The 23,533-nt window shown below is 72.1% G+C and carries 22 protein-coding genes and 1 tRNA gene; 10 read left to right on the top strand and 13 right to left on the bottom strand.

Going from position 1 to position 23,533, the window contains the following annotated elements; genetic code table 11:
- Positions 1–175: 175 nt before the first annotated feature.
- The 5 genes from AB0A95_RS22290 to AB0A95_RS22270 form a co-directional block, all read right to left on the bottom strand.
- Entirely contained in the window at positions 176–631 is a 456-nt protein-coding gene (locus AB0A95_RS22290; protein WP_357557669.1) for a DUF4383 domain-containing protein, read from the bottom strand.
- Between the two features lie 101 nt (positions 632–732).
- Entirely contained in the window at positions 733–2,535 is a 1,803-nt protein-coding gene (locus AB0A95_RS22285; protein ID WP_357557668.1) for an ABC-F family ATP-binding cassette domain-containing protein, read from the bottom strand.
- A 120-nt stretch (positions 2,536–2,655) separates the two neighbouring features.
- Positions 2,656–3,606, bottom strand: coding sequence for a 4-(cytidine 5'-diphospho)-2-C-methyl-D-erythritol kinase (locus AB0A95_RS22280; RefSeq protein WP_357557667.1), 951 nt, complete (start codon positions 3,604–3,606; stop codon positions 2,656–2,658).
- An 86-nt stretch (positions 3,607–3,692) separates the two neighbouring features.
- Positions 3,693–4,562, bottom strand: a complete 870-nt coding sequence (rsmA, locus tag AB0A95_RS22275; protein ID WP_357557666.1) for a 16S rRNA (adenine(1518)-N(6)/adenine(1519)-N(6))-dimethyltransferase RsmA — start codon at positions 4,560–4,562, stop codon at positions 3,693–3,695.
- A 46-nt stretch (positions 4,563–4,608) separates the two neighbouring features.
- Positions 4,609–5,508: a TatD family hydrolase gene (locus tag AB0A95_RS22270; protein ID WP_357557665.1), complete on the bottom strand. Its 900-nt coding sequence runs from the start codon at positions 5,506–5,508 to the stop codon at positions 4,609–4,611.
- 155 nt (positions 5,509–5,663) lie between these two features.
- Between AB0A95_RS22270 and AB0A95_RS22265 the strand changes: the two genes are divergently transcribed.
- The gene (locus AB0A95_RS22265) at positions 5,664–6,911 is read left to right on the top strand and encodes a hypothetical protein (RefSeq protein WP_357557664.1); all 1,248 of its coding nucleotides are present in this window, start codon (positions 5,664–5,666) and stop codon (positions 6,909–6,911) included.
- A gap of 47 nt (positions 6,912–6,958) precedes the next feature.
- Here the strand turns inward: AB0A95_RS22265 and metG are convergent, their stop codons facing one another.
- Positions 6,959–8,761 (bottom strand): methionine--tRNA ligase, encoded by a 1,803-nt coding sequence (gene metG, locus AB0A95_RS22260; RefSeq protein WP_357557663.1) that lies wholly within the window; start codon positions 8,759–8,761, stop codon positions 6,959–6,961.
- Positions 8,762–8,919: 158 nt separating this feature from the next.
- On the opposite strand from metG, the gene AB0A95_RS22255 reads away from it, so the two are divergent.
- Positions 8,920–9,978, top strand: coding sequence for a hypothetical protein (locus AB0A95_RS22255; RefSeq protein ID WP_357557662.1), 1,059 nt, complete (start codon positions 8,920–8,922; stop codon positions 9,976–9,978).
- Positions 9,979–10,011: 33 nt separating this feature from the next.
- Here AB0A95_RS22255 and rsmI read toward each other — a convergent pair whose 3' ends face one another.
- Complete coding sequence (rsmI, locus tag AB0A95_RS22250; RefSeq protein ID WP_357557661.1) at positions 10,012–10,860, bottom strand: 16S rRNA (cytidine(1402)-2'-O)-methyltransferase; 849 nt, start codon at positions 10,858–10,860, stop codon at positions 10,012–10,014.
- A 174-nt stretch (positions 10,861–11,034) separates the two neighbouring features.
- Between rsmI and AB0A95_RS22245 the strand changes: the two genes are divergently transcribed.
- The 3 genes from AB0A95_RS22245 (at position 11,035) to AB0A95_RS22235 (ending at position 15,086) form a co-directional block, all read left to right on the top strand.
- Positions 11,035–12,654 carry a phospholipid carrier-dependent glycosyltransferase gene (locus AB0A95_RS22245; RefSeq protein ID WP_357557675.1) on the top strand — a complete coding sequence of 540 codons (1,620 nt, stop codon included), beginning with the start codon at positions 11,035–11,037 and terminating at the stop codon, positions 12,652–12,654.
- 366 nt (positions 12,655–13,020) lie between these two features.
- Complete coding sequence (locus tag AB0A95_RS22240) at positions 13,021–14,304, top strand: VWA domain-containing protein (RefSeq protein ID WP_357557660.1); 1,284 nt, start codon at positions 13,021–13,023, stop codon at positions 14,302–14,304.
- Positions 14,304–15,086: a peptidase gene (locus tag AB0A95_RS22235; protein ID WP_357557659.1), complete on the top strand. Its 783-nt coding sequence runs from the start codon at positions 14,304–14,306 to the stop codon at positions 15,084–15,086. The genes AB0A95_RS22240 and AB0A95_RS22235 overlap by 1 nt, the downstream gene beginning before the upstream one ends.
- A gap of 121 nt (positions 15,087–15,207) precedes the next feature.
- Here the strand turns inward: AB0A95_RS22235 and AB0A95_RS22230 are convergent, their stop codons facing one another.
- Positions 15,208–15,477 (bottom strand): hypothetical protein, encoded by a 270-nt coding sequence (locus AB0A95_RS22230; RefSeq protein WP_357557658.1) that lies wholly within the window; start codon positions 15,475–15,477, stop codon positions 15,208–15,210.
- Between the two features lie 201 nt (positions 15,478–15,678).
- Between AB0A95_RS22230 and AB0A95_RS22225 the strand changes: the two genes are divergently transcribed.
- Both AB0A95_RS22225 and AB0A95_RS22220 read left to right on the top strand, forming a co-directional pair.
- Entirely contained in the window at positions 15,679–16,332 is a 654-nt protein-coding gene (locus AB0A95_RS22225; RefSeq protein WP_357557657.1) for a 4'-phosphopantetheinyl transferase superfamily protein, read from the top strand.
- A gap of 184 nt (positions 16,333–16,516) precedes the next feature.
- Entirely contained in the window at positions 16,517–16,807 is a 291-nt protein-coding gene (locus AB0A95_RS22220) for a hypothetical protein (RefSeq protein WP_357557656.1), read from the top strand.
- Between the two features lie 79 nt (positions 16,808–16,886).
- On the opposite strand, the gene AB0A95_RS22215 is transcribed toward AB0A95_RS22220, so the two are convergent.
- Positions 16,887–17,903: a hypothetical protein gene (locus tag AB0A95_RS22215; protein WP_357557655.1), complete on the bottom strand. Its 1,017-nt coding sequence runs from the start codon at positions 17,901–17,903 to the stop codon at positions 16,887–16,889.
- Positions 17,904–18,000: 97 nt separating this feature from the next.
- A complete protein-coding gene (locus AB0A95_RS22210; RefSeq protein WP_357557654.1) occupies positions 18,001–18,432 on the bottom strand; it encodes a hypothetical protein in 432 nt (143 codons plus the stop codon).
- Between the two features lie 199 nt (positions 18,433–18,631).
- On the opposite strand from AB0A95_RS22210, the gene AB0A95_RS22205 reads away from it, so the two are divergent.
- The 3 genes from AB0A95_RS22205 to AB0A95_RS22195 all read left to right on the top strand — a co-directional run bounded on the left by AB0A95_RS22205 (position 18,632) and on the right by AB0A95_RS22195 (position 21,103).
- Positions 18,632–19,519, top strand: a complete 888-nt coding sequence (locus AB0A95_RS22205; RefSeq protein ID WP_357557653.1) for a hypothetical protein — start codon at positions 18,632–18,634, stop codon at positions 19,517–19,519.
- A 140-nt stretch (positions 19,520–19,659) separates the two neighbouring features.
- Complete coding sequence (locus AB0A95_RS22200) at positions 19,660–20,406, top strand: hypothetical protein (protein ID WP_357557652.1); 747 nt, start codon at positions 19,660–19,662, stop codon at positions 20,404–20,406.
- A 76-nt stretch (positions 20,407–20,482) separates the two neighbouring features.
- Positions 20,483–21,103 carry a hypothetical protein gene (locus AB0A95_RS22195; protein WP_357557651.1) on the top strand — a complete coding sequence of 207 codons (621 nt, stop codon included), beginning with the start codon at positions 20,483–20,485 and terminating at the stop codon, positions 21,101–21,103.
- Positions 21,104–21,382: 279 nt separating this feature from the next.
- Here AB0A95_RS22195 and AB0A95_RS22190 read toward each other — a convergent pair.
- The 3 genes from AB0A95_RS22190 to AB0A95_RS22180 form a co-directional block, all read right to left on the bottom strand.
- Positions 21,383–21,459 (bottom strand) — tRNA-Ala (locus AB0A95_RS22190).
- A 400-nt stretch (positions 21,460–21,859) separates the two neighbouring features.
- Positions 21,860–22,642, bottom strand: a complete 783-nt coding sequence (locus AB0A95_RS22185) for a hypothetical protein (RefSeq protein WP_357557650.1) — start codon at positions 22,640–22,642, stop codon at positions 21,860–21,862.
- Between the two features lie 179 nt (positions 22,643–22,821).
- Positions 22,822–23,472 (bottom strand): GNAT family protein, encoded by a 651-nt coding sequence (locus AB0A95_RS22180; protein ID WP_357557649.1) that lies wholly within the window; start codon positions 23,470–23,472, stop codon positions 22,822–22,824.
- Positions 23,473–23,533: the final 61 nt, after the last annotated feature.

Below are 23,533 nucleotides of genomic sequence, written 5' to 3'. Positions count from 1 at the left end.
GCGGTTACCGCGCGGGACGCGTGGCCGCCACCAACTCCCGCCGAGCCGCTCCTACCTGGTGCCAGTGGCCTGCTGTCCGCTTCGGTGCGGAGCCCGAGCTGCGCAGGGATCAAGCCTGACCGCCCGGAGCAGCTCGGGCTCCGGCGAAAACCCACGGCCGCAACCAAGAACAAGCTCAGAGAACGAGCCGAGCCTTCTGGAAAGCCTCCGCCTCCTCCTCCGAACCGACCTTGCCGTACATGCCGACCATCAGCAGCACCAGGGCGACGGTCATCACGACGATGACCGTGACGATGCTGAAGTTGAGGACGTTGGCGTCGGTCCGGATGAAGGCGAGGCTGGCCAGGCTGATCACCATCAGGGCGTACGACAGCCACTGGTTGATCGCCACGTCGATGTTGCGGCCGAGCGCGGTGCCGACCAGCACGACGAGCCCGAGCAGCACGCTGAGCAGACCGAAGCCGAGGTTCGTGCCCTGGCCGAGGACCCGGGTGTCGTCCTGGGCGAGGATCTCGTTGCCGGTGCTCGCGATGATGCCGAGCACACCGAAGACCACCAGGTACAGACCGGTCAGCCCGCCGATCGCCCGGTAGATCGGCCGCGCGGGGTGGTTGACGGGGGTGTGGGCCATGTCTGAGTCTCCAACGCCGTGGGGTAGGTGTCGCCGACGATTGTCCCGCATGTGGCGGTGTGACGCCGCACACGGCCCCCGGACCGGTGCGTCCGGCCCGGTCAGCTCTCCGGAAGCTCCTCGGCGAGCGTCATCCAGGTCTCCTCGATCCGCTCCCGCTCGGCGCGCAGATCCTTGAGCTGGGTGTCCAGCTCGGCTACCCGGGCGTAGTCGGTGGCGTCCGCGGCGAGTTGGTCGAGCAGCGTGGTCTCGCGCTGGTCGAGCTTGCCGAGCTGCCGTTCCAGCCGGGTCAGCTCCTTGCGGGCCTGGCGCACCTCGGCGGCGGACATGCCGCCTCCCGAGGCGGCGGGCGCGGAGGACGACGTGCCGCCCGCCCGAGGAAGGCCCGCCCGTTCCGCGGTCCGGGCGAGGTATTCGTCCACACCGCCGGGCAGGTGCACCAGCCGGCCGTCGCCGAACATCCCGTACGCCGTGTCGGTGACCCGCTCGATGAGGTAGCGGTCGTGGCTCGCCACGATGATCGTGCCCGGCCACGAGTCGAGCAGGTCTTCCAGCGCGGCGAGGGTGTCGGTGTCCAGGTCGTTCGTGGGCTCGTCGAAGAGCAGCACGTTGGGCTCGCCGGCCAGCAACCGCAGCATCTGCAACCGGCGCCGTTCCCCACCGGAGAGGTCGCTGACCGGGGTCCAGAGCCGGCGGTCGTCGAAGCCGAACACCTCGGCGAGCTGCGCGGCGGAGACCTCCCGGTCGCCGAGCTGGACCCGACGGGCGACCTCCTCGACGGCTTCGAGCACCCGCAGGTGCCCGGGCAGCTCGCTGAGCTCCTGGGAGAGGAACGCGGGCCGCACCGTGGAGCCGGTGCCGAGACGACCGCCGTCGGGGCGGGTGATGCCGGCCAGCATCCGCAACAGCGTGGTCTTGCCGGCGCCGTTGGCGCCGAGGATGGCGATCCGGTCACCGGGGCCGACCAGCCAGGTGACGTCGCGCAGGATCTCCTTGGGGCCGGCGTGCAGCTCGACGTTCTCCAGGTCGTACACCTGCTTGCCGAGCCGGGAGGTGGCCATGCGCTGTAGCGACATGGTGTCGCGCGCCGGCGGCACGTCGGCGATCAGCGCGTTCGCGGCGTCGATGCGGAACTGCGGCTTGGAGGTCCGGGCCGGCGGCCCACGGCGCAGCCAGGCGATCTCCTTGCGGAGCAGGTTCTGCCGGCGGGCCTCGGTCGCGGCGGCGACGCGTTCGCGTTCGGCGCGGGCGAGGGTCCAGGCGGCGAAACCACCCTCGTAGGCGCGGACGGTCTGGTCGGCGACCTCCCAGGTGTTGGTGCAGACCGCGTCCAGGAACCACCTGTCGTGGGTGACCACGACCAGGGCGCCCTTGCGCCCGACCAGGTGCCGGGCCAGCCAGTCGACACCGCCGACGTCGAGGTGGTTGGTGGGCTCGTCGAGGATGAGCAGGTCGGAGTCGCGCACGAGCAGCGCCGCGAGCGCCACCCGGCGCCGTTCACCACCGGACATCGGGCCGACCGGTTGGTCCAGGCCGAGGTGCGGCATGCCGAGGCCGTCGAGGATGGCCCGCACCCCGGCGTCGCCGGCCCACTCGTGCTCGGCGCCCATGCCCTCGGCCAGCCAGGCGGTGCCGAGCACCACATCCCGGACGGTGGCGTCGGGAGCGAGGGTGAGCTGCTGGGGCAGCCAGAGCACGCGCAGGTCACGGCGGTGGGTGACCCGGCCGTCGTCGGGGTCCTCCTGCTTGGTGAGCAGCCGCAGCAGGGTGGACTTGCCGGCGCCGTTGAGACCGACCACGCCGATCCGGTCGGCGTCGTCCAGGCCGAGCGAGACGTCCGTGAGCAGCCGCCCTGCCGCGCCGTACCCCTTGGACACCCGGTCCAGATTGACGATGTTCGCCACGTTCCACCCTTCATGATCAAGGCGTCCGGGTGCCGGCGGGCACCTGGACGCCTGACCCAAGGGTACGCGGACGCCCGCGCTGCCCGTGCCGCGCGCCCACCGGCCCGCCGGGAGGTGCGGTCAGCCGACGCGAGCGCCGGCGACCGGACCGTGCGCGACCCGGGCCTGACGGCACACACCAGCAGCGGTCAGCTCGGCGGCGATCCGCTCCGCGTCGGCCGCGTCGGCGGCGAGGAACACGCAGGTCGGCCCGGAGCCGGAGACGATGCCGGTGAGCGCGCCGGCCGCCTCGCCGGCCTTGAGGGTGTCGGCAAGCGCCGGGCGCATGGCCAACGCGGCGTCCTGGAGGTCGTTGCCGAGCGTCCGGGCCAGCACCCGGGGGTCGCGTTGGCGCAGCGCGCCCAGCAACGCGTCGGTGCTGCCCAGCGGGGCACCGGCGGCACCGGAGTCGCGCAGCCGGTCCAGCTCCCGGTACGCGGCCGGGGTGGACAGGCCGCCGTCGGCGATCGCCACCACCCAGTGCCAGGAGGTGGGGCGGACCAGCACCGGGCTGACCGCCTCGCCCCGGCCGGTGCCCAGCGCGGTGCCGCCGTAGATCAGGAACGGCACGTCGGAGCCGAGGTCGCCCGCGATCTCGGCCAGCTCGTCGCGGGACAGCCCGGTGCCCCAGAGTGCGTCGCAGGCCACCAGGGCGGCTGCCGCGTCGGCGCTGCCACCGGCCAGCCCACCGGCGAGCGGAATCTGCTTGCGCAGGTGCAGTCGGGCGTGTGGCAGCACGCCCGCGTACCCGGCGAGGGCATGCGCGGCCCGGATCACCAGGTTGGTGTCGTCGAGCGCCAACTCGCCGGTGCCCTCGCCCTCCATGGTCAGGGCGAGCGTGTCGCCCCGGCGGGCCGTCAGCTCGTCGTAGATCGAGATGGCGTGGTAGACGGTGTTCAGCTCGTGGTAGCCGTCCCGGCGCAGCGGGCCCACCCCGAGGTGCAGGTTGACCTTCGCGGGCACCCGGACCTTCACCGGCCCGATGGCACCGCGTCGCTCGTCCTCGTCGTCCGGTCGCCAGGCCTCGGTCACTGGGTGATGTCCCGCACGCGCAGGCGGATGTCGAACGGCTTGGCCACGATCAGCTCCTCGGCGTCCTCGGCGGGCACGGCGTCAGCCTACTTCGCGGCCCGCGTACCGGCCGGAGCCGACGCGGCGATGGCGGCGAACTGCTCGACGGTCAGCGACTCCCCCCGGGCGCCGGGGTCGACACCGGCCGCGGTGAGCGCGGCGGCGGCCCGGTCCGGACCACCGGCCCAGCCGGCCAAGGCGGCGCGCAGCGTCTTGCGGCGCTGCGCGAACGCCGCGTCGACCACGGCGAAGACCTGCTCTCGGGGTACGTCGGTGCGGGGCGGTTCGTGGCAGGTGAAGGCGACCAAACCGGAGTCGACGTTGGGCACCGGCCAGAACACGTTCGGCGGCACCTTGCCGGCGCTTCGGGCCTGGGCGTACCAGGCGAGCTTGACCGACGGGATGCCGTACACCTTGGAGCCGGGACCGGCGACGAGCCGGTCGGCGACCTCCTTCTGCACCATCACCAGGCCGTGCCGCAGGGTGGGCAGCACGGCGAGCAGGTGCAGCACCACAGGCACCGCCACGTTGTAGGGCAGGTTCGCGACGAGCGCGGTGGGTGGCGGGTCGGCCAGCTCGGCGGCGTCGACGCGCAGCGCGTCGGCGCGGTGCACGGTGAGCCGGTCGGCGTCCGTGCCGGCGTGCCGGGCGACGGTCTCCGGGAGCGCCCCGGCGAGCACCGGGTCGATCTCCACCGCGTGCACGTGCCCGGCGACCGGCAACAACCCCAGGGTCAGCGAACCGAGACCGGGGCCGACCTCCAGGGCCACGTCGTCGGGGGTCAGGCCGGCGGCGGTGACGATCCGGCGCACCGTGTTCGGATCGTGCACGAAGTTCTGGCCCAGCTTCTTGGTGGGCGCGACGCCCAGCCGGGCGGCCAGCTCCCGGATCTCCGCCGGGCCGAGGAGACCGGTCATGCCGGGCAGCCTAGCGACGGGGTCGGTGCCGACCGTCGGGCCGGGCTCACCACGGGCCGAAGGCCCGGTCACCGGTGGCGGAGATGGCCGCGCACAGCTCGTCCAGGTCGGTGCCGGTGGTCGCGGCGAGCGCGCGGACGGTGAGCGGGATCAGGTACGACGCGTTCGGCCGGCCCCGGTGCGGCGTCGGCGTGAGGTACGGGGCGTCGGTCTCCACCAGGATCTGGTCCACCGGGGTGAGTGCGGCGGCCTCGCGCAACGCGGCGGCGCTGCCGAAGGTGACGGTGCCGGCGAAGCTGAGCAGGTAATCCCGACGAACGCACTCGCGGGCGAACTCGGCGTCACCGGAGAAGCAGTGCAGCACCACAGTGTCCGGGGCACCCTCGTCGTCGAGGATCCGCAGCACGTCGGCGTGCGCGTCCCGGTCGTGGATGACGAGCGTCCTGCCGTACCGCTTGGCGATGGCGATGTGCGCCCGGAAGCTCGCCTCCTGCGCGGCACGCCCCTCGTCGCCCGTGCGGAAGAAGTCCATTCCGGTCTCGCCGATCCCCCGGACCCGGTCGCGGGCGGCGAGGGACTCGATCTCCCGCAGCGCCTCGTCGAGGTCGGTCAGCCGGGGCGCCTCGTTGGGGTGCAGCGCCACGGTGGCCAGCACGGCGGGATACGCCTCGGCGATGTCCGCGCCCCAGCGCGAGGAGGCGACATCCACCCCCACTTGGACCAGCCGGTCCACGCCGACAGTGGTGGCCAACGCGATCGCCACGGCGACCGGGTCGTCGGCCGGCCCGCCACCTGGCACACCCGCCTCACTGACCGTGATGTCCAGGTGGGTGTGGCTGTCCAGCACCGGCCGGGGCAGCGGCTCGGGGGCGGGCGGAAACTCTCCGGCCCGCCGGGCGGCACGCTCACGACGGAATTCAGTGGGCTCGCTCATCAGCGACAGCATCACACACCGGGCCTGTCCATCCGCCCGCCACCCGACGTTCACCTCGACTACGCCGCGCGACTCTACCGTCGCCGCGTGAGCGAGCGCAGCGAGCGAACCATGAGGCGCAGCAGCATGGCGTCTCACGCCGCTGCCGAGCGGAGCGAGGCTGTGGCGTGAGCGTCACCCCCCAGGCCGGAGGGGCCGCCGGCGAACGCACCGGGCTGCACGTGGCGTTCGGCGGTGGCGTCTACCCGGCCGAGGAGATCGCCAGAGGCGCCGCGTACGAGCTGTTCAGCGCCGACGAGGTGGCCGGCTTCGAGTGGGCGCCCCGACCGGGCAGCGCCCTGCCGTGGCGGCGGTTCGCGCACGTCACCGAGGTGACAGCGGTGCACGGCGCCGGCGAGCCCTCCGACGAGCCGGAGACACCGCTGATGGTGCCTGCACACCGCGAGCGGGGTTGGGCGTACCTGCACCAGCTCAGCCAGCAGCCGGCCGCCGCGGGGGACCCGACGCTGACCGCGGCACGGGCGTCGGCGGTGGTGCGGCGCGGCACCCGGATGGTGAAGGTGCTCTCCGCCCAGCAGGTCGCCGGGTACCTGCGGGGCTGGCTGCCGCACGGCTTCTGCTACCGCGAACACGACGTGGCGCATCTGCGTACGCCGGCGACGACGGCGGTGCTGCGCACCGACGGTGAGGTCGGCCGGGACGGCCCGGAGGTGGCGTACGCGTTGCGCTGGCGGGCGTCCGACCCGGGCGACTACGACGTGCCCGCGGGCGAGGCGCACCTCGGTCTGAGCGCGTTGGCCGCCCGGGACCGGCTCGGTGCGCCGGTGCTGGGTACGGGCTTCGTGCCGAGTAACGCGCAGCTCATCCCGGAGTTCGTCACCCGCGACTTCGCCGACCTGCCGATGCCGGCGAACGCCACACTGCTCGCCTACCCGGCCCAGGGGGAAGAGGTGGTGCTCTACACCTACCAGGCCGAGCAGCGCGGGTGGCTGCGGATGGTGGGCCCGCAGTGGCGGCACCTGCTGGCCGCGGTGCCGGGCCTCTCCCCGGACCAGGAGTACGTGCCGAACGCCGACGCGCCGCGCTCCACCCAGTTGGTGGGGCTCTACGGCGACACCGAGTACGAGGCGGTGGCCGACCTGCCCGGCGGGTTCCGGGTGTTGGCGATGACCCGGGCGGCCCGTTACCCGGTCAGTGCGGTGGCCCGCCGGGTCCGGTTCGCCAGGTGGCGGGGTGTGCCGTGCCTGGTGCTGCGGGAGGAGGCCGGTTGGTTGCGGGTGCGGCTGCGCCACCCGAACCCGGACGCGGTGCTGACGACCGGCGCGCAGTGCCACGAACGTGGCGTCTACGAGGCCTGGGCACCGGGCGCCGAGGTCACCGACGACCAGGTGATGGACACCCGGTACGCGATGTGACGACCCCTGGGGCGGCAGGATGCCCTGCCGCCCGGGGCGTCGGGCGTTCAGTCGGCCAGCCGGGCCAACTCCTCGTCGACGATCGACGGGTCGAGCTTGCGGAACACCGGTTTCGGCGCGGCCAGCGGCCGGCCCGCCTCGATCGACACCGACTCCCAGCGCGCGCCGACCGTGTAGTCCCCGGTCAGCACCGGGTACGACGGGCCACCGTCGAGGTCGTCGACCTGCTCGATGACCGGCATCGGCGCGTGTACGCCGGTGCCGCCGAGCAGCTCGTGCACCTGCTGCGCGGAGTGCGGCAGGAACGGGGTGAGCAGCGTGTTGGCGTCGCTGATCACCTGGAGGGCGACGTGCAGGATGGTGCCCATCCGGGGCTTGTCCGCCTCGTCCTTGAGCTTCCACGGCGCCTGCTCGGACAGGTACCTGTTGGCCTCGGCGACCACCTTCATGGCCTCGCCGATGGCCTGCTTCTGCCGGTGCCGGCCGATCAGGTCACCGACAGTCGTGAAGCCGGTGCGGGCCACCGCGAGCAGCGCCGCGTCGGCCTCGGTGAGCCCGGCCGGGTCGACCGGCGGGATCACGCCGAAGTTCTTCGCCGCCATCGAGACGCACCTGTTGACCAGGTTGCCCCAGCCGGCGACCAGCTCGTCGTTGTTGCGGCGCAGGAACTCGGCCCAGGTGAAGTCGGTGTCGTTGCTCTCCGGGCCGGCGGCGGCGATGAAGTAGCGCAGCGCGTCGGCGTCGTAGCGCTCCAGGAAGTCGCGGACGTAGATGACCACCTTGCGGGACGAGGAGAACTTGCGCCCCTCCATGGTCAGGTATTCGCTGGAGACCACCTCGGTGGGCAGGTTGAGCCGGCCCAGCTCGCCCGGCTCACCGTCGCGGGAGCCCTCTCCGGAGTATCCGGAGAGCAGCGCCGGCCAGATCACCGAGTGGAAGACGATGTTGTCCTTGCCCATGAAGTAGTAGGAGCGGGCGTCCTTGCCCTCCCCGTCGGCGGACCACCACTTTCGCCACGCCTCCGGGTCGCCGGAGCGGCGGGCCCACTCGATGGAGGCGGACAGGTAGCCGATCACCGCGTCGAACCAGACGTAGATCCGCTTGTCCGGCCGGTCGCGCCAGCCGTCCAGCGGGATCGGCACGCCCCACTCCAGGTCACGGGTGATCGCCCGGGGCTGGAGGTCGTCGAGCAGGTTGCGGGAGAACCGCAGCACGTTGGGCCGCCACCCGTCCCTGGTGTCCAGCCACTGCCGCAGCACCTCGGCCAGGGCGGGCAGGTCCAGGAAGAAGTGCTCGGTCTCGACGAACTTCGGAGTCTCCCCGTTGATCCGCGACTTCGGGTCGATCAGGTCGATCGGGTCGAGCTGGTTGCCGCAGTTGTCGCACTGGTCGCCGCGGGCGCTGTCGTACCCGCAGATCGGGCAGGTGCCCTCGATGTAGCGGTCGGGCAGGGTGCGCCCGGTGGACGGCGAGATCGCGCCCATGGTGGTCTTCGGCACGATGTAGCCGTTGCGGTACATCCCCTCGAACAACTCCTGCACCACGGCGTAGTGGTTGCGGGTGGTGGTGCGGGTGAACAGGTCGTAGGAGAGGCCGAGGCCGTGCAGGTCCTCGACGATCACCCTGTTGTACCGGTCGGCCAGCTCGCGCGGGGTCACCCCGTCGGCGTCGGCCTGCACCTGGATCGGGGTGCCGTGCTCGTCGGTGCCGGAGACCATGAGCACGTCGTGGCCGGCCATCCGCATGTACCGGGCGAAGACGTCGGAGGGAACGCCGAAACCGGAGACGTGGCCGATGTGGCGGGGGCCGTTGGCGTACGGCCAGGCCACTGCCGCGAGAACGTGACTCATGAGCAGCAAGCCTAGTGACCCGGCCGGGGCGTCCGCGAACCAATAGGGGGTGCCCGGCCGGCGGACCGGACCAACCACCCCGGCCTTTGGTCCGATTTGTCGCCGACACGCGGCTCAACTGCCCGTTCCGCCCTCCCGGTCGGTGTGCAATGAACCTCGTGACTGGCAGACGAGCGGCGTGGGACCACGAGGACCGTCCCAGCGGCGCGGCGGTCGGCGGCGATCCCGGCAGCGAGCCTGCCCCGCCCCGCGGTGCCGGGGTCGCGCCGCAACCCCGGCTGGTGCCCGGCGTCGACCCCGGTGCGCAGCGCCCCACACCGGCGGGCAGGGCCGGTCCACCAGCCCGCCCCACGCCGGCAGCGCCGACGCCCACTCCGGTCCGTCCGACCCCGGCCGCACCGGTGCCCAGCCCAGCCCGACCCGGTCCAGCGGGCCCCCCGGTCGGCACGGCCACCGGCACGGCACCCGCCTCGGAGGCCGTCGAGGTGGAGCCGACCACCGGGGCGCCGGTGGACGCCGTGCCGAGTCGCGTGCCCGTCCGGCAGCAGAGCCGCCGGCACCGGGGCCGCCAGCCCGACAGCGACCCGCCGGACGACGACGGCGCCTTCTGGGCCCCGATCGAGCAGGTGCACTGGGACGGCACCCCGGTCCGGGAGGATCCGCCACCGGAGCGCGACCGCGGCTCACGACCGGCGGGGCGCCGGGCACCCGGCCGTGCCGTCCCACCGCCGGATCCGCTGCCCGGACTCGCCGCGCTGGTGGCACTGACACTGGTCACGGCCTTCTTCGCGTGGGTCAGCGCCGGCCCGTTCTGGCTCGCGGTCGGGCACGCCCGGCCGGGCACTGTGGTGATCACCGACTGCACCGGCGGCGGGCTCACCCAGCGGTGCCGGGGGATCTTCACGGCCGAGGACGGCCGGTTCGTCGCACACGGTGTGCGGGTCGGCGGCGTGCCCGCCGGAGGGGACGCCACGGGTACGCCGTTGTCGGCGCGGATGACCGGCCCCGACGGCGGCACCGCGTACGCGGACACCGGAGTGGGCCGACACCTGCGCTGGCTGCCCGGCCTGCTGGTGATGCTGGGCTGCACCGTCGGCATCGTGCGGTGGACCGGGTCGGCGCGGCTGCCCGGCCGCCGGCACCGCCGCTGGGCCGTGGCCGTCGCCGTCGCCGGGCCGACGCTGATCACCGTCGGTTTCCTGGCCGCCGCCTGGTGAGCCCGGGGGCCCCGCGCGACTCGGGAGCCTCGGTCAGCTGTGCACGATCGTGTAGACGTCCCGGCGGCGCAGCGCGTACTCGGTGGCGACGTCGGTGATGGCGTCGCGGCGCGACCGGCCGGCGGCCTCCCGCTCGGCGACCGCCGCGCGCAGGTTGTCGTCGTCGGGGCGTTCCGGGGCGGTCACCGGTGCCCCGGCCACGACCAGGGTGATCTCACCGCGCGGGTCTCCCTCGGTGGCCCACCGGGCCAGCTCGCCGAGGGGACGGCGGAGCACCTCCTCGTAGGTCTTGGTGAGCTCGCGGCAGAGCGCGGCCGGCCGTTCCGCGCCGAACGTGTCGGCCAGGTCGGTGAGCGCCGCGCCGATCCGGTGCGGCGCTTCGAAGAAGACGAGCGTGCGCTCCTCGGCGGCGAGCGCGCGCAGCCGGGATCGGCGGGCGCCGGGAGTGCGGGGCAGGAAGCCCTCGAAGCAGAACCTGTCGCAGGGCAGCCCGGACACCGCCAGCGCGGTGGTGACCGCGCTCGGCCCGGGAGCGACGGTGACCGGCGCACCGACGTCCAACGCGGCCCGGACCAGCCGGTAGCCGGGGTCGGAGACGCTCGGCATCCCCCCGTCGGTCACCAGGGCCACCACGTACCCGCCGAGGATGACCTCGACCAGCTCGGGCGTACGCCGTTCCTCGTTGCCCTCGAAGTAGGAGACGATTCGACCGCCGACGGTGATGTCGAGATCGCGGGCCAGCCGGGTGAGCCGGCGAGTGTCCTCGGCCGCCACCACGTCGGCGCTGAGGAGCACCTCCCGGAACCGGGCCGAGGCGTCGGCGGGGTTGCCGAGCGGGGCACCGAGCAGGATCAGGCGCCCAGCTTCGGACATTTCACCCACGAATTCGTCTCCTTCATCGACAGTTGATACCGGTATCGGGGACGACGGGCGCCACCGAGCACCTTGGCAGCCTACGATCGCCGGGTGACGAGTGCGTCGACAGCGCAGAGCCCGAGCGCCGATCCTGCCAAGATGGTCGAGGTGACGGGCGAGCCCAGCCCCAACCAGGAGCCGATGGCACCGCCCGCCGGCGCCGGCGGTGCGCCCGAGAAGATCCGGCGACGGTTCGCCACCGTCGACACCCAACTGGACCGGTTCTCCTGGGCGGCCACAGCGGTGGTGGTGGCCATCGCGGCGATCCTGCGTTTCGTCGGGTTGACGAACATCAAGGGCAAGATCTTCGACGAGACGTACTACGCCAAGGACGGCTACGGGCTGATCAGCCGGGGCGTCGAATGGAACTACAAGGACAACGGCCCGTCGTACGTCGTGCACCCGCCGCTGGGCAAGTGGCTGATCGGCCTCGGCGAGTGGGCCTTCGGCTACCAGGACGCCGACTCGAAGGTCTCCGTTCCCGGGCACCTGGTCACCGCCGCACCGGAGCTCGGCTGGCGGTTCTCGGCGGCCGTGATCGGCACCCTGTCGGTGTTGCTGCTGGTCCGCATCGGTCGGCGGTTGTTCCGCTCGACGGTGCTCGGCTGCGCGGCCGGCCTGCTGCTCGCCCTGGACGGCTTCCACCTGGTGCTGTCCCGCACGGCGCTGCTCGACATCTTCCTGCTGTTCTTCGTGCTGGCCGCGTTCGGCGCGTTGGTGCTCGACCGGGACGCCCGGCGGCGCCGCTGGGCGCGGGCACTCGACGACGGGCTCGACCCGAGCCAGCCGGGCCGGGCCGGGCGCCCGCCGACCGGTTGGCGCACCTGGCCGTGGTGGCGGCTGGCCGCCGGGGTCCTGATCGGGTGCGCCTGCGCGGTGAAGTGGAGCGCACTGTATTTCGTCCCGGCCTTCGCGCTGCTGGTCCTCCTCTGGGAGGTCGGCGTCCGCCGCTCGGCGGGGACCCGCCGACCCTGGCGGGACGCCCTGCTGGACGAGCTGCCCTGGCTGCTGCTGGCCGGTGTGCTCATGATCGGCACCTATCTCGCCACCTGGTCGGGTTGGCTGATCACCGACGACGGCTACTACCGGCTCGCGTCGGCCTACCCGGCCGCCCATCTCAGTGACCGCCCGGTGATCGGCCCACTGATCAACCTCTTCGAGTACCACCGGGCGGCGTACGGCTTCCATGCCCAGCTCGACGACGCGCACAAATACCAGTCGTGGCCGTGGCAGTGGTTGTTGCTCGGCCGCCCGGTCGCGTTCCACTGGTCCGGTGACGTCGGCTGCGGCGCGCCGTCCTGTGCCTCCGAGATCCTGCTGCTGGGCACCCCGCTGCTCTGGTGGTCGTTCCTGCCCGCCCTGGCGGCGCTGGCCTGGCTGGGGTTGGCCCGGCGTGACTGGCGGGCCGGCGCGATCCTGCTCAGCGTGGCCGCCGGGCTGCTGCCGTGGTTCTGGTTCGCGCTCGACGGCCGGACGATGTTCTCGTTCTACACCGCTCCGGCGCTGCCCTTCCTGGTGCTGGCCGTGGTCTACGTGCTGGGCGCGATGATCGCTCCCGCCGGGGGTGACGTGGGCACCGTGACGCCGCTGGTGCCCGGCGAGCCGGCTTACGAACGCCGACTGGTGGGCAGCGTCGCGGCCGGGGCGTACGTGCTGCTGGTCGGGCTCTGCTTCGCGTACTTCTATCCGATCTTCGTGGGCAAGAACATCCCGTACGCGGACTGGTTGTCGCGGATGTGGCTCGACGGTCGGTGGATATAAGCACCGACAGGCGACGCGCCGCACAGCGCGACGGAGAAGGGCCCGCACGCCGAAGCGTGCGGGCCCTTCTGCCATAGACGCGCGCCCCGATCGCCTGCCACGGGGGAAGCGGGCGATTGGGGCGCGCATGAAGAGCTTAACCACCGGGCACCACCGGCACAACGGGTCAACTTAAGTCAGATTTCTGACCGATGGCGCCCGAACCAATGCTTGCCATCGGGCAGTTGACCGAGGGTGACCCGGCGTGGACCCAGAGCGCGAAGTCGATCGGCCAGTGGTGGCCGTCGCCTCGGGCGGGACCGACCGGACTGGAACCCACACCCACCCCAGTGATCATCCAAAGTGGATCTCACTACACTGCGGGCCGTGATCAACTTCAGACGATCGGCGGCTGTCCTTCTCGGACTGTTGGCGACCACCGCGCTGACCGGGCCGGTCCCGGCGCAGGCAGACGAGGAACAGGCGCCGGAGCCTCCCCGGGTCGAGCTCGTGCTCGACGTCAGCGGCTCGATGCGGGCCGCCGACATCGACGGACGCAGTCGGATCTCGGTCGCACAGCAGGCCTTCAACGAGGTCGTGGACGCGCTGCCGGGGGAGACCCAGCTCGGCATCCGGGTGCTCGGGGCGACCTACCGCGGTCAGGACAAGAAGGTCGGCTGCCAGGACACCCAGCAGATCGTGCCGGTCGGTCCGGTGGACCGTCCCGCTGCCAAGGCCGCGGTGGCGACACTGCGGCCGACCGGGTTCACGCCTGTCGGCCTCGCGCTGCGCTCGGCCGCCCAGGACCTGGGCACCGGTGCCACCACCCGGCGGATCGTGCTGATCACCGACGGCGAGGACACCTGCGCCCCGCCGGACCCGTGCGAGGTGGCCCGGGAGCTGGCCGCCCAGGGCACCAGCCTGGTCGTCGACACCCTCGGCCTGGCCCCCGACGAGAAGGTCCGGCGGCAACTGCTCTGCATCGCCAGCGCGACCGGCGGCACCTACACCGCCGCCCAGAGCGCCGAGGAGCTGACCGGCCGGATCAAGCAGCTCGTCGAGCGGGCCGGTGACACCCACACCCGGGCACCGACGGTCGTCGGCGGCGCGAACGCCTGCGACTCGGCGCCACTACTCGCCCCCGGCGTCTACGCCGACCGGGAGGCGTTCTCCGAGCACCGCTACTACCGGGTGCCGGTACGCCCCGGCCAGGAGCTGCGCGCGTCGGTCAGCATGGCGCTGGACCGGCCCGTGAACCGGGACTACGGGGTGTTGCTGCGGGCCACCGCGGCGGACGGCCGGGAACTGGTCCGCGGCGCGGACGCCGGAAGCGGGCGGGCCGACGTGCTCTCCGCCGGGTTGCGCTGGTCCGCCACCGCCGACGACGAGGATGCCGCGCAGGCCGAGGAGACCGCCAACCCGGTCGCCGAACCCACCACCGTCTGCCTGGTGGTGAGCAACTCGTTCGCCCCGCGCCCCGGCACCGCGGCGACCCCGGGCATGCCCGTGGAGTTGACAGTCGACGTGGTCGCCGCCGCCCCCGCGCCGGACGGACCGGACCTCGGCCGGGGTTGGGTGCTGCTCGCCCTGCTCACCGTCGCCGGGCTGCTCACCGGTCTACTCGCCGGCCTGCTCACCCGCTGGTGGGTCGCCACCTGGAGGGAGAACTGATGCGTACCCCACTGCTGCGGTCGCTGGCGGCGCTGCTCGCCGCCGGCGGAGCCGCGCTGCTCCCTGCCACTGCCCTCGCCGCACCGACCCCCTCCCCCGGAGCCACACCGGTGAACCGGGCCGGTACGTCGTTCCTCGGCGCCACCCCGATCTCCGCCGGGCAACCGGTGCGGGTGGACGCGTCGATCGGCGACCACCTCTACTGGTCGTTGCCGGCGACCGCCGGTCAGGTGCGGGAGGTCACCGCCACCGTCACCTTCCCGAAGGGACGCAGCGGCCCCTCCACCTGGACCGTCGACGTCTTCGACGGGTTGCGGCGTCGCCAGGCGTGCACCGCCGGCGCGCAGACCCCGACTGTGGACGCCAAGGCGACGAGCGTGACGCTGGGCTGCACGCTGCGCGAGGTACGGCCGTGGGCCGAGCCCTGGTCGGCCGACCCGCTGCCCGGCACGTACGTCGTCCGGCTCTCCGTGATCGATCTGCCGGAGCCGGATCTGGGTGCGCCGATCGACGTGGACCTGCTGGTCGGCACCATCGCCGACCGGGGTTCCTCGGCCGACGACGGTGAGTTGGCCGCACCGCTGGTGCCGAACACCAAGGCGGGCACCGTGCTCAACGCCGTACCCCCTGTCGACCCGGAAGCCGACGACGAGAGCGACCCGCTCGCGGACTGGTTGCCGGACCTCGGCTCGCGCTGGGTCTGGACCGGCATCGGCGGCGTGCTCGCCGCGGTGGCCGGTGTGTGCGGTTTCGCGGTGACCCGACGGCCCCGTCGTCGCTGAACGACGCCCGGCTCCGCTGGTGGCCCTACCCGACGGTGGGGCCACCAGCGGCACAGGGCGTGTGTCAAACCCCTGGCCGGCCTGCGGCGGGCCCAGCTCGACCGAGGCTTTGACACACGCCCTAGGCGCGCCGGCGACCGCGTGGCAGCCAGCCGATGAACCGGGTCTGGAGTGACATCACCGGGGCGGCGCGCAGATCCTCGCTGGCGGCGGCGAGGCACGAGCCCAGATAGACGCTGAGCATCGCCCGGTCACTGCCGTACTCGGCCAGCAGCCGGCTGCGTTTCGTCGCGCACGGCCATTCGTCGCCGCAGGAGCCGCAGCTCCAGCAGGGCGTCTTCGGGGCATGATCATCGGCCCGCACGCCCGGCCGTTCAGCACCATCGGTCATCGCACGTCCTTCCAGATGTCCACGGGACTGGCCGGCAGCCGTGCCCGGCCAGGGTTCGATGGTCGTCCCCCCGAAGCCATCAGAGAGGGCGATGCGCGGCCCTCCGGTGATACATCCTTGCGGTACCTTCTCCGGTTGTGGGAGTCGGAAATTTGACGCTTGACCCGATGCTCCATTCCTACCGACGGGTAAGCCAGCGCGATGCGTGACCTGTTGCCGCCGACTGTCGCGGTGGCCGTCGCCGGCCCGGACGACTGGGTCGGCGAGCTGCTCGCCGCCGAGCAGGCGTGTCTCAGCGACCAGGCAGTGCCGACCCGTCGGAGGGACTTCACCGCCGGGCGGGTCTGCGCCCGCAGGGCTCTGACCGGCCTCGGCCTGCCACCGACAGCCGTGCCGGCCGCCGACCGCGCGCCGGTCTGGCCTGCGGGGGTGGTCGGCACCATCACCCACACCGCAGGCTACTGCGCCGCCGCGGCGGCGCACGTCAGCGACATCCGGTCCGTCGGAATGGACGCCGAACAACACCGCGAGATAAGCCCGGGAGTACGCAGACTCGTGCTGCTGCCCGAGGAGGAGGCCAGCCTCGCGCGGTTGCCCAGCGACATCTTCTGGCCGGTGGTGCTGTTCAGCGCGAAGGAGACCGTCTACAAGGTCTGGCATCCGGTCGTCGGGAGCTGGTTGGATTTCCAGGACGCCCGGCTCGACATCGACCCGGACGCGGGCACCTTCACGGCCCGGATCGCGCCGGCCCGGATCGCCGAGGCGCAGGTCGACGACCCACCGTCGACGATCAGCGGTCGCTTCGTCGTCGCCGACGGGCTCGTCCGCACCGCCGCGGTGCTCCCTCCGCGCTGAGCCCGGGGCGCTCGGCGCTGAGCCCGGGGCGCTCGGCGCGACGGCCCGGCCGCCGGCCACGCACGGTAGCGTCGGCGGGGTTCCCGGAACCGCACGTACCGAGGCGTCAAGGAGTACGGTGACCCACCCCCAGCCCCCCGTCGGGCCGCACCACCGCCAACAGTCGCACCAGGGTTCGTCTTTTGTGGCGACAACGCAGCCGCCGTTCTCGGGCGCCGCGTATCCGACGACTGGCGGTGGGCACCCGGGCACCGGCCGCCCGTTCCCGGTGACCGGTCTGCCGGGCTATCCGCTCGTCGCACCGGCGACGGCGCAGACGAACGCCTCCAAGCGAACCGCCGTTGTCGTCGCGATCACCACGGCGGTGCTCACCCTGCTCTGCTGCGCGGGTGGGATCGTGGCGGCGGTCGTCAGCACCAAACAGGACGACGACGCCAAGACCAACGCGATCGGCACCACCGGCTGGAAGTCGTAACGCGGGCGCGGGGCGACCGCACGAGCGGAGGGCGGGCACCCGTACGGGTGCCCGCCCTCAATGTCAGTTGCCTCCGACGTCAGCAGCCCGTCCAGCGCACCGGGGTGACTCGCTCCGCGTTGCGGAACCCGACGATGGTGCCCGTGTCCGAGATGGACCGGGCGCCGATGGTCACCCGGTCGCCGCCGCCCGGCAGCACCCGGGAGATAGCGCTGCGGGCGACCCGGTCACCACCCACCACGACACCCTTCGCGTTGACGTCGCCCAGCCACTCCAGCTGCTGGTCGAGCATCGTGTACGAGCCGTCCCGGAGGTTCCACCGCACCTTGTCCCAGCTGCCGTTCAGGTCGACATGGCCGATCGCCCAGTGACCCGCCGCCGTGTTGACCTGGGCCGTCTGCGCGCCGGGGACCGTCAGTGCGTCGTACCGGCCGTTCGGTCGGCGGACCCAACTGGTCCAGGCCGCGAATTCACCGGCGGAACCGACGATGGTCCCGTTGTCCGTGATCCCCTTCGGCTGGGCGTTGGCCGGGGCGTCGAGCACCTCGACGGTGCCCGGCCGGGTGGCCGGCCAGCGCAGCCCGACGTACTCCCCGGTGTTGACGTCCGTGCCGAGGCCGACGATGTCGCCGGCCTTGTTGATGGCGGTGACGGAGACACCCGTGAAGGACGGCACCACCGGCAGCAGCTCGACAGTGCCCTCGCGGTACCGCCGCCACGGCTGGCCCGGGCCGTTCCCGCCCCAACCGTTGCCGATCACGACGCCGTCGGCGTTGACGTCGGCGGGGGTCGCCACGCTCGGAGCCTCGACCTCGGTGAGCCGATCCCCGTCCCAGAACAGCAGCAGGTAGTGGTTGTCGGTGCCCTCCTTCCGCAGGGCCGAGCCGGCGACGAAGCGGCCCGTCGGGTCGATGGCGTTCGCGTCGGCACGATAGGTGTCGGCCGGGTACGGCAGTGTGCTGATCTTGCAGGTGCCGAAGGTCGTGGGCCTGGGCGCGGCGGTCGCCGGGGTGGCGACAGCGACGCCGAGAGAGGCGGCCAGCAGTCCGGCGGTGGTGATGCCGGTCAACGTCCGGCGTCGAGCGGTGTGTGTCATCTCTTCTCCCCGTATCAGCCCGGATGATCCCGAGCGCCGATTCCTGCCTGTGACACACGCGACCGGGCCACACGGTTGCAGCGCGTCGGGGAAAGAATCAGCGGAACTTTCGCGCCCCCGGTCGAGCAGCGGTGACGACCGGCCCGCCGGTGCGTACCGATTCCTCGATGGCGAGGCCGGTCAGATGGTCCTGACACGCCTCGGCCAGGGGGTACGGCGCCGGACCCTCGTCGCGCGCCCACGCACCGGTGCGCGCGACGATGTCCGCGACCGCGATGTCGTCGTCGGACATTCCACTGGCGACGAACGGGTTGCGATGGACCAGGACGCCGTCGAAGCTGATGTGCTTCAGGTCGAGCCCCTCCAGGTTCAGATCGAGTCCGGTCTGGCTGCGCAGCAGGGACGACTCCACTGGCGTTTCCGGGTCGACCAGGCGGACGACCCGGTCGTCCACCAGCTCGCCGAGCGACCCCCGGACCAGCAGCCGACGTGCGCGCAGCGGATTGTCGGTGAAGTCGTACAGGACCATCTGGGCTCCTCTCGTCGAGACCCGGATGCTGATCGCCGGACCCTCGACCGCCGGACGGATTCGGGCCGTACGGGTGGCTTGTCTCCGTTGTGCGATCTGTCGCACCGGCCGAATATGACCATCGATCCGTGCCGTAATTGGCGGACAGTAACCGCCAGGCAACCGCCAGTGCGGCTGTCTCGCTTCAGAGAGGAACGGGATGCAAGGATCCTGGCGTAAGGCGGCACTCGCGGCCGCCCTGTCGATAGTGGGCGTATCGGCCGGGTTGGCCCTGACGGCACCCGCACAGGCGCAGACCGTGGAGTCCGGTTCGGTTTCCTTCAGCGGCGACCCCGGCGACTACATCACCGGTGGCGACTCCTACTCGTACTCCACGATCGACGGCGACCAACTCAAGGTGGACAGCCCGCTCGACAGCAGCCGCGTGTCGGTCAGCATCAGCGGCTACAACGGCGACCAGTGGTCCCTCACCTTCGACGCACCCGGCAGCGCGGCACTGGCTCCGGGCACCTACCAGACAACGAACCGATACCCGTACAACGGGGCCGGCCCCGGCCTCGACCTGTCCGGCAACGGGCGGGGCTGCGACGACGCCACCGGCACCTTCACGATCATCAACGCGGTGTTCGGCCACAAGGGCTACCTGCGGACCTTCGACGCCACCTTCGAGCAGTACTGCAACGGCGCGACGGCTGCTGCTCGCGGCGAGGTGCACATCGCCAACCCGCCGCCGCCCGAGCGGCTGACAATCTCCCTCGCCGTGGCGACCGACGGCATCGCCCACCGGGTGAACGGCAACGCGGTTCTACACGGCACTGTGACCTGCAATCAGCCCGTCTCGGTGTCGCTGGACGGCACTGTCACGCAGATCGTCAGGAAGGTGCTTGTTCGTGGCAGCTTCTCCACCCAGGTGACCTGCACCCCGGGCAGCGCAGTCCCGTGGACGGCCGCAGCCGTCCCGACCGGCACCACCCCGTTCGCCAAGGGCCTGGCCGAGGCCATCACCCGGGCCCTCGGTTACGACATCCCCTACGACGAGTACGTCTTCGTGACCGACACCTCGACCGTCAAGCTCACCCGGTCCTGACCCGTTGCCGCCTGGCGGTCGGGCACTGCCCGACCGCCAGGCACCACGGCGGCCGAGCGCGCCTGGCCGCCAGGTGGTGACGGCCGCCAGGCGCTACGGTGGCCAGGTCCGCGACGGAAGCACGACGAAAGATGTCACAGATGGCTGCCAACCCCGTGCACACCGCGCCTCGTCAAGCGGTCACCGCGGCGAACCAGTCTCGGTCCTCGTTGGACTACTACCTGATCCTGCCTCGACCCGACGACCCCGACCCCACCAGCGCGGCCGGAGGGCTCGTCGTCGAGGAGTTCACCCGTGAGCACGACCACGTCAGCACGGGCCTGGACAGCGCGGGCTGGACACCGACCACCGGCTGGTGGAGTTCCGCCTCGCTCAGCCGGGGCATCCGCACCGACCCGGACACACTGGCGCGGGTGGTGCCCACCTCTCGCACCGAGGCCGAGGGTCACTACCGCGCTCTCGACGGCGGGCAACTGCCCGACGAGGCGGTGCTGCGCTCGTACTTCCTCGCCCACCAGCCGATCCCGACCGCCGCGCCACTGCGACTCGGCCCCGCCCAACCGCCGGCCGGCTGCCACGAGCGACGCGTCTACCGCGTCCTCTTTGCCAAGGATCTCCACCCGGACCAGGTGGCGAACCTCCGGGCGAGCTGGCGTACGCCGGTTGACGCCACCAGCACATCAGCCGCGAGCGGCCACCTGGAGACGGACGCCGACCGGTTCAGCTGGGAGCTGCGGCGGGTCGGCCACACTCGTGGCTGGGCTCTCGACGTGACAGTCCTGCTGGGCACCGCCGCCGACGACGCGGTGGGTACGACAGTGTCCGACCTGACGAGCGTCCTGCGACAGCACGGTCTGATACCGGTGACGACCGAGCGCTTCAGCTAGGAGCAGCGGGGACGTCACATTCCGCCTCACGGCGGTGCCAAAAAGTCCGTTCCGATGGCTGAAATGGTCAGCGCGCATGGCTAAGCAAATTTCGGTAGGTCACATTCTGAAGATTGGCATGGCCATTGGTGTGATCCCAGAAGCAGCGACGGTGGATCGCAAGGGACGCGCTATGTGGTCTTCGGATGAGCTGGCGCTGGTGGCGATGCTGGAGCGACGCCCCGATGGCCGGCTTGGCTGGCACATTTTCGTTGGCGACCTCAAGCTCGGCCCGGCGTTGTCCAGCTTTGGCAGCCTGACGGTCGCGATCGACCCCGCGGTAGATGATGCCATCGATTGGCCAACCACGAACGAATCCGTCGAATCTGTCGAGCAATTCTTGCGCGATGGCATCGGGATTGCCCGAGGGTTTGTTGTGGACCGTCTCGATCTCGCCCAACTGCTCGCCTCGGAATTGAACGTGCGACGAGGGAGCCTGACCACCTGGCTTCCCTTGGCCAACTATCCCGCGCGACTCGTCCAAGCACTGATCCTTGCTCGCGACCTGGGAGCGACCGAACTCGAAGCTGAGATCCAGGAAAAGCTAGGGTCCGGGACGCTGCTGCTGCCCGGCGGGCAGGAAGTCGATGTTGCGAGGTCGGCGAAGCGCTGGGCGAAGCAGTACGCGAAGGCCCTCGGTCGCGAGGTCCTGGTCTAGTCGCTGTCGGCTATATCGGAGTCTTGTCGCCGTGCTCGGACCGACGCCGTGCAGGTTCGTCGGATAAGGGTCCAACGCAGGGAACGTTGGCGCTTTCCGCACCACCCGAGGCCACGGGGCCCCGTCGACTCAACCGCGTCGGCCGTTCTCGTTGAACTCACCCGTTCGGCGTGAGTTCTGCCGCCCGGTGCTGTGGTCGTCGGGCTCCGTCCGACGGTCGAAGAATCAAAGGGTAGGTTCCCTCTCACCGGGAACCTACCCTTTTGACCTGCTGTTTCTTGGTGGAGCTGAGGGGATTTGAACCCCTGACCCCCTCGATGCGAACGAGGTGCGCTACCAGTCTGCGCCACAGCCCCCCGCCGGCGAACCGGCTTCGGTCCCACCCGGCTTACACCGGGCGGGCCGGCAGCAAGGCTAACAGGTCACCGGCCCCCACCGCGAATCCGCCCCCGGTGCGGCGCTCCACCCGGCCCGGAGATCCACTCGGGTTCCTGCAAACCGCGGCATCCGGGACGCCCCGACACCGCGCTTTTCAGAAGACCGAGTCGATCAAGCCGCTGTTCGGGCCGCCTTCCTGAAACCCGAGTCGATCAAGCCGCCGGTCGGGACCCCGGCACGAGCCACCGACCAAGACCCCCACACGAGCCGCCGACCAAGACCCCGGCCGGGGCACCCAGGCCAGGACCCAGGCCAGGACACCGGCCCGGAGCGCAGGCCAGGACACCAGCCCGGGGTGCCGGCAGGCACGCCTGGCGGTCAGGCTCCTCGGCCGGCCTCGTAGGGGCGCCCGCGTAGTCCGCCGGACCGCCGGTACGAGACCGAGCCACCGTTGACCGCCGCGGGCAGGTCGCCGGGGCGGTCCAGGCCCATCGCGGCTCGGCGTACCCCCTCGCGTTGGGCCGCCAGGCGGCGCTGCGCCTCTCGGCGGGCCGCGGCGCGACGGGCCTGTTCCCGGCGCACCTCGGCCTGCCGGGCGGCCAACCAGGCGGCCTCGCGGGCCCGGGCGCGGCGGCGGCGACGCCCGGCGAGGGCGCGAGCGCGCAGGTGGACGACGTAGACGGCCAGGAGCAGGAAGGTGACCGCGAAGCCGATCCAGAAACCGGGGCTGGCGAACAGCACGCCGACCAGCTCGACAACGTTGAGCAGCAGCAGAGCGGCGAGCACGCGACGACGCCGGTAGACGGCGGGGGTGTGCTGACGGCGGGACGGTGGGCGGCGGCGGGACCGCTTCGGTGCGGGTGGCACGGCGCGCAGGCGACCGGAGCGGCGACCGGCCGGTGGTGCGGAGACCGGCGCGGTCAACGCTCCGGTGGTCGCATCCTCGCTCAGGGTGACGACAAGTGCGCGCGGAGGGTGGACCGGGCGCCGGCCCGGCACAGTACGGCGCCGCCGGCGGCGCTGGAGCACCCGCGCCGTCGACTGCGCCCGCTCCGCCACCAACCGCTCGGTGGCGTCGTACCGGCGAACCAGCGCCGGGGCCAGGGCGAGCAGGCCGGCAGCGGCGAGGACGGCGAGGAGCACCGAGGTCGGCACCCTCACCCCTCCCGTCACCGAATTCGGAGCAACCGCCACCCGACCGCAGGATCTTCCACCGATCGCGCCTGGGTGCGTGGATCGTCCGGCCGGGGAGCGCTTGCCGCAGCTTGCAGTTACTTGAGGTTACGGCGCGTCGACCAGGATCCCGCCACGCCGCGCCGATCCCGTCCGTGGGACAGCCTCTACCGGGCGTCGGCGCGTACCCGATGCCAGCGGGCCAGCAGGCCACCCTCGGCGGCGATCTCCTCGCTCGTCAGCGCGTATCCGATGTGGTCGCGCCACGCCCCGTCGATGTGCATGTAGCGCACGTGGTACGACTCCTCGCGGAAGCCCAACTTTTCCACCACCCGCCGCGAGGGGCGATTTTCCGGGCGGATGTTGACCTCCACCCGGTGCAGCCCGCCCGGGCCGAACGCGTGGTCCACGGCAAGGGCGAGCGCCGTCGGGATCACGCCCTGCCCGGCGACCCGGGCGTCCACCCAGTAGCCGACATAGCCGGAGCAGAGCGCCCGTCGCACGATGCTGCCCACGTTGATGTGCCCGACCAGCCGGTCCCGGTTGGCCTCGCGCAGGCACACCGCGAACGGCATGCCGTCGCCAACACGGGCCGAGCGCCGCTGGTCGCGGTGCACCCAGCGGAATGCGGCAGGTGAGTTCAGCTCGTCCCAGCCGCCGGGCAGCGACGACTCCCAGGGTGCCAGCCAAGCCCGGTTGGCCCGCCGGATCTCCGACCACGCGGCGGCGTCGGAGCGCCGGTAGGGCCGCAGCAACACCGGGCCGTCGGCCAACTCCACAGGCCAGCCGGGTGACCGCGCGGGTCCGAAGAGACTCACCCGCACAGTCTCCCGCGCGGGACCGTGTCGTGCGCAAGTGGACCCGCGGTGATCCGGCGAC

This window comes from Micromonospora sp. NPDC049230 (genome assembly GCF_040647875.1).
GTDB lineage: Bacteria > Actinomycetota > Actinomycetes > Mycobacteriales > Micromonosporaceae > Micromonospora.
Note: the sequence above shows the minus strand (reverse complement) of the source record. Positions and strands in the feature narration are given on the sequence as shown.

Bases quoted from the DNA above. Each gene is read 5' to 3' on its own strand.
- AB0A95_RS22245 (WP_357557675.1), top strand. From the start codon at position 11,035: ATGGCACCGCCCGCCGGCGCCGGCGGTGCGCCCGAGAAGATCCGGCGA.
- rsmA (WP_357557666.1), bottom strand. From the start codon at position 4,562: ATGACCGGTCTCCTCGGCCCGGCGGAGATCCGGGAGCTGGCCGCCCGG.
- metG (WP_357557663.1), bottom strand. From the start codon at position 8,761: ATGAGTCACGTTCTCGCGGCAGTGGCCTGGCCGTACGCCAACGGCCCC.
- AB0A95_RS22230 (WP_357557658.1), bottom strand. From the start codon at position 15,477: ATGACCGATGGTGCTGAACGGCCGGGCGTGCGGGCCGATGATCATGCC.
- AB0A95_RS22235 (WP_357557659.1), top strand. From the start codon at position 14,304: ATGCGTACCCCACTGCTGCGGTCGCTGGCGGCGCTGCTCGCCGCCGGC.
- AB0A95_RS22210 (WP_357557654.1), bottom strand. From the start codon at position 18,432: ATGGTCCTGTACGACTTCACCGACAATCCGCTGCGCGCACGTCGGCTG.
- AB0A95_RS22225 (WP_357557657.1), top strand. From the start codon at position 15,679: ATGCGTGACCTGTTGCCGCCGACTGTCGCGGTGGCCGTCGCCGGCCCG.
- AB0A95_RS22215 (WP_357557655.1), bottom strand. From the start codon at position 17,903: ATGACACACACCGCTCGACGCCGGACGTTGACCGGCATCACCACCGCC.
- AB0A95_RS22200 (WP_357557652.1), top strand. From the start codon at position 19,660: ATGGCTGCCAACCCCGTGCACACCGCGCCTCGTCAAGCGGTCACCGCG.
- AB0A95_RS22290 (WP_357557669.1), bottom strand. From the start codon at position 631: ATGGCCCACACCCCCGTCAACCACCCCGCGCGGCCGATCTACCGGGCG.
- AB0A95_RS22195 (WP_357557651.1), top strand. From the start codon at position 20,483: ATGGCTAAGCAAATTTCGGTAGGTCACATTCTGAAGATTGGCATGGCC.
- AB0A95_RS22205 (WP_357557653.1), top strand. From the start codon at position 18,632: ATGCAAGGATCCTGGCGTAAGGCGGCACTCGCGGCCGCCCTGTCGATA.
- AB0A95_RS22270 (WP_357557665.1), bottom strand. From the start codon at position 5,508: ATGCTGTCGCTGATGAGCGAGCCCACTGAATTCCGTCGTGAGCGTGCC.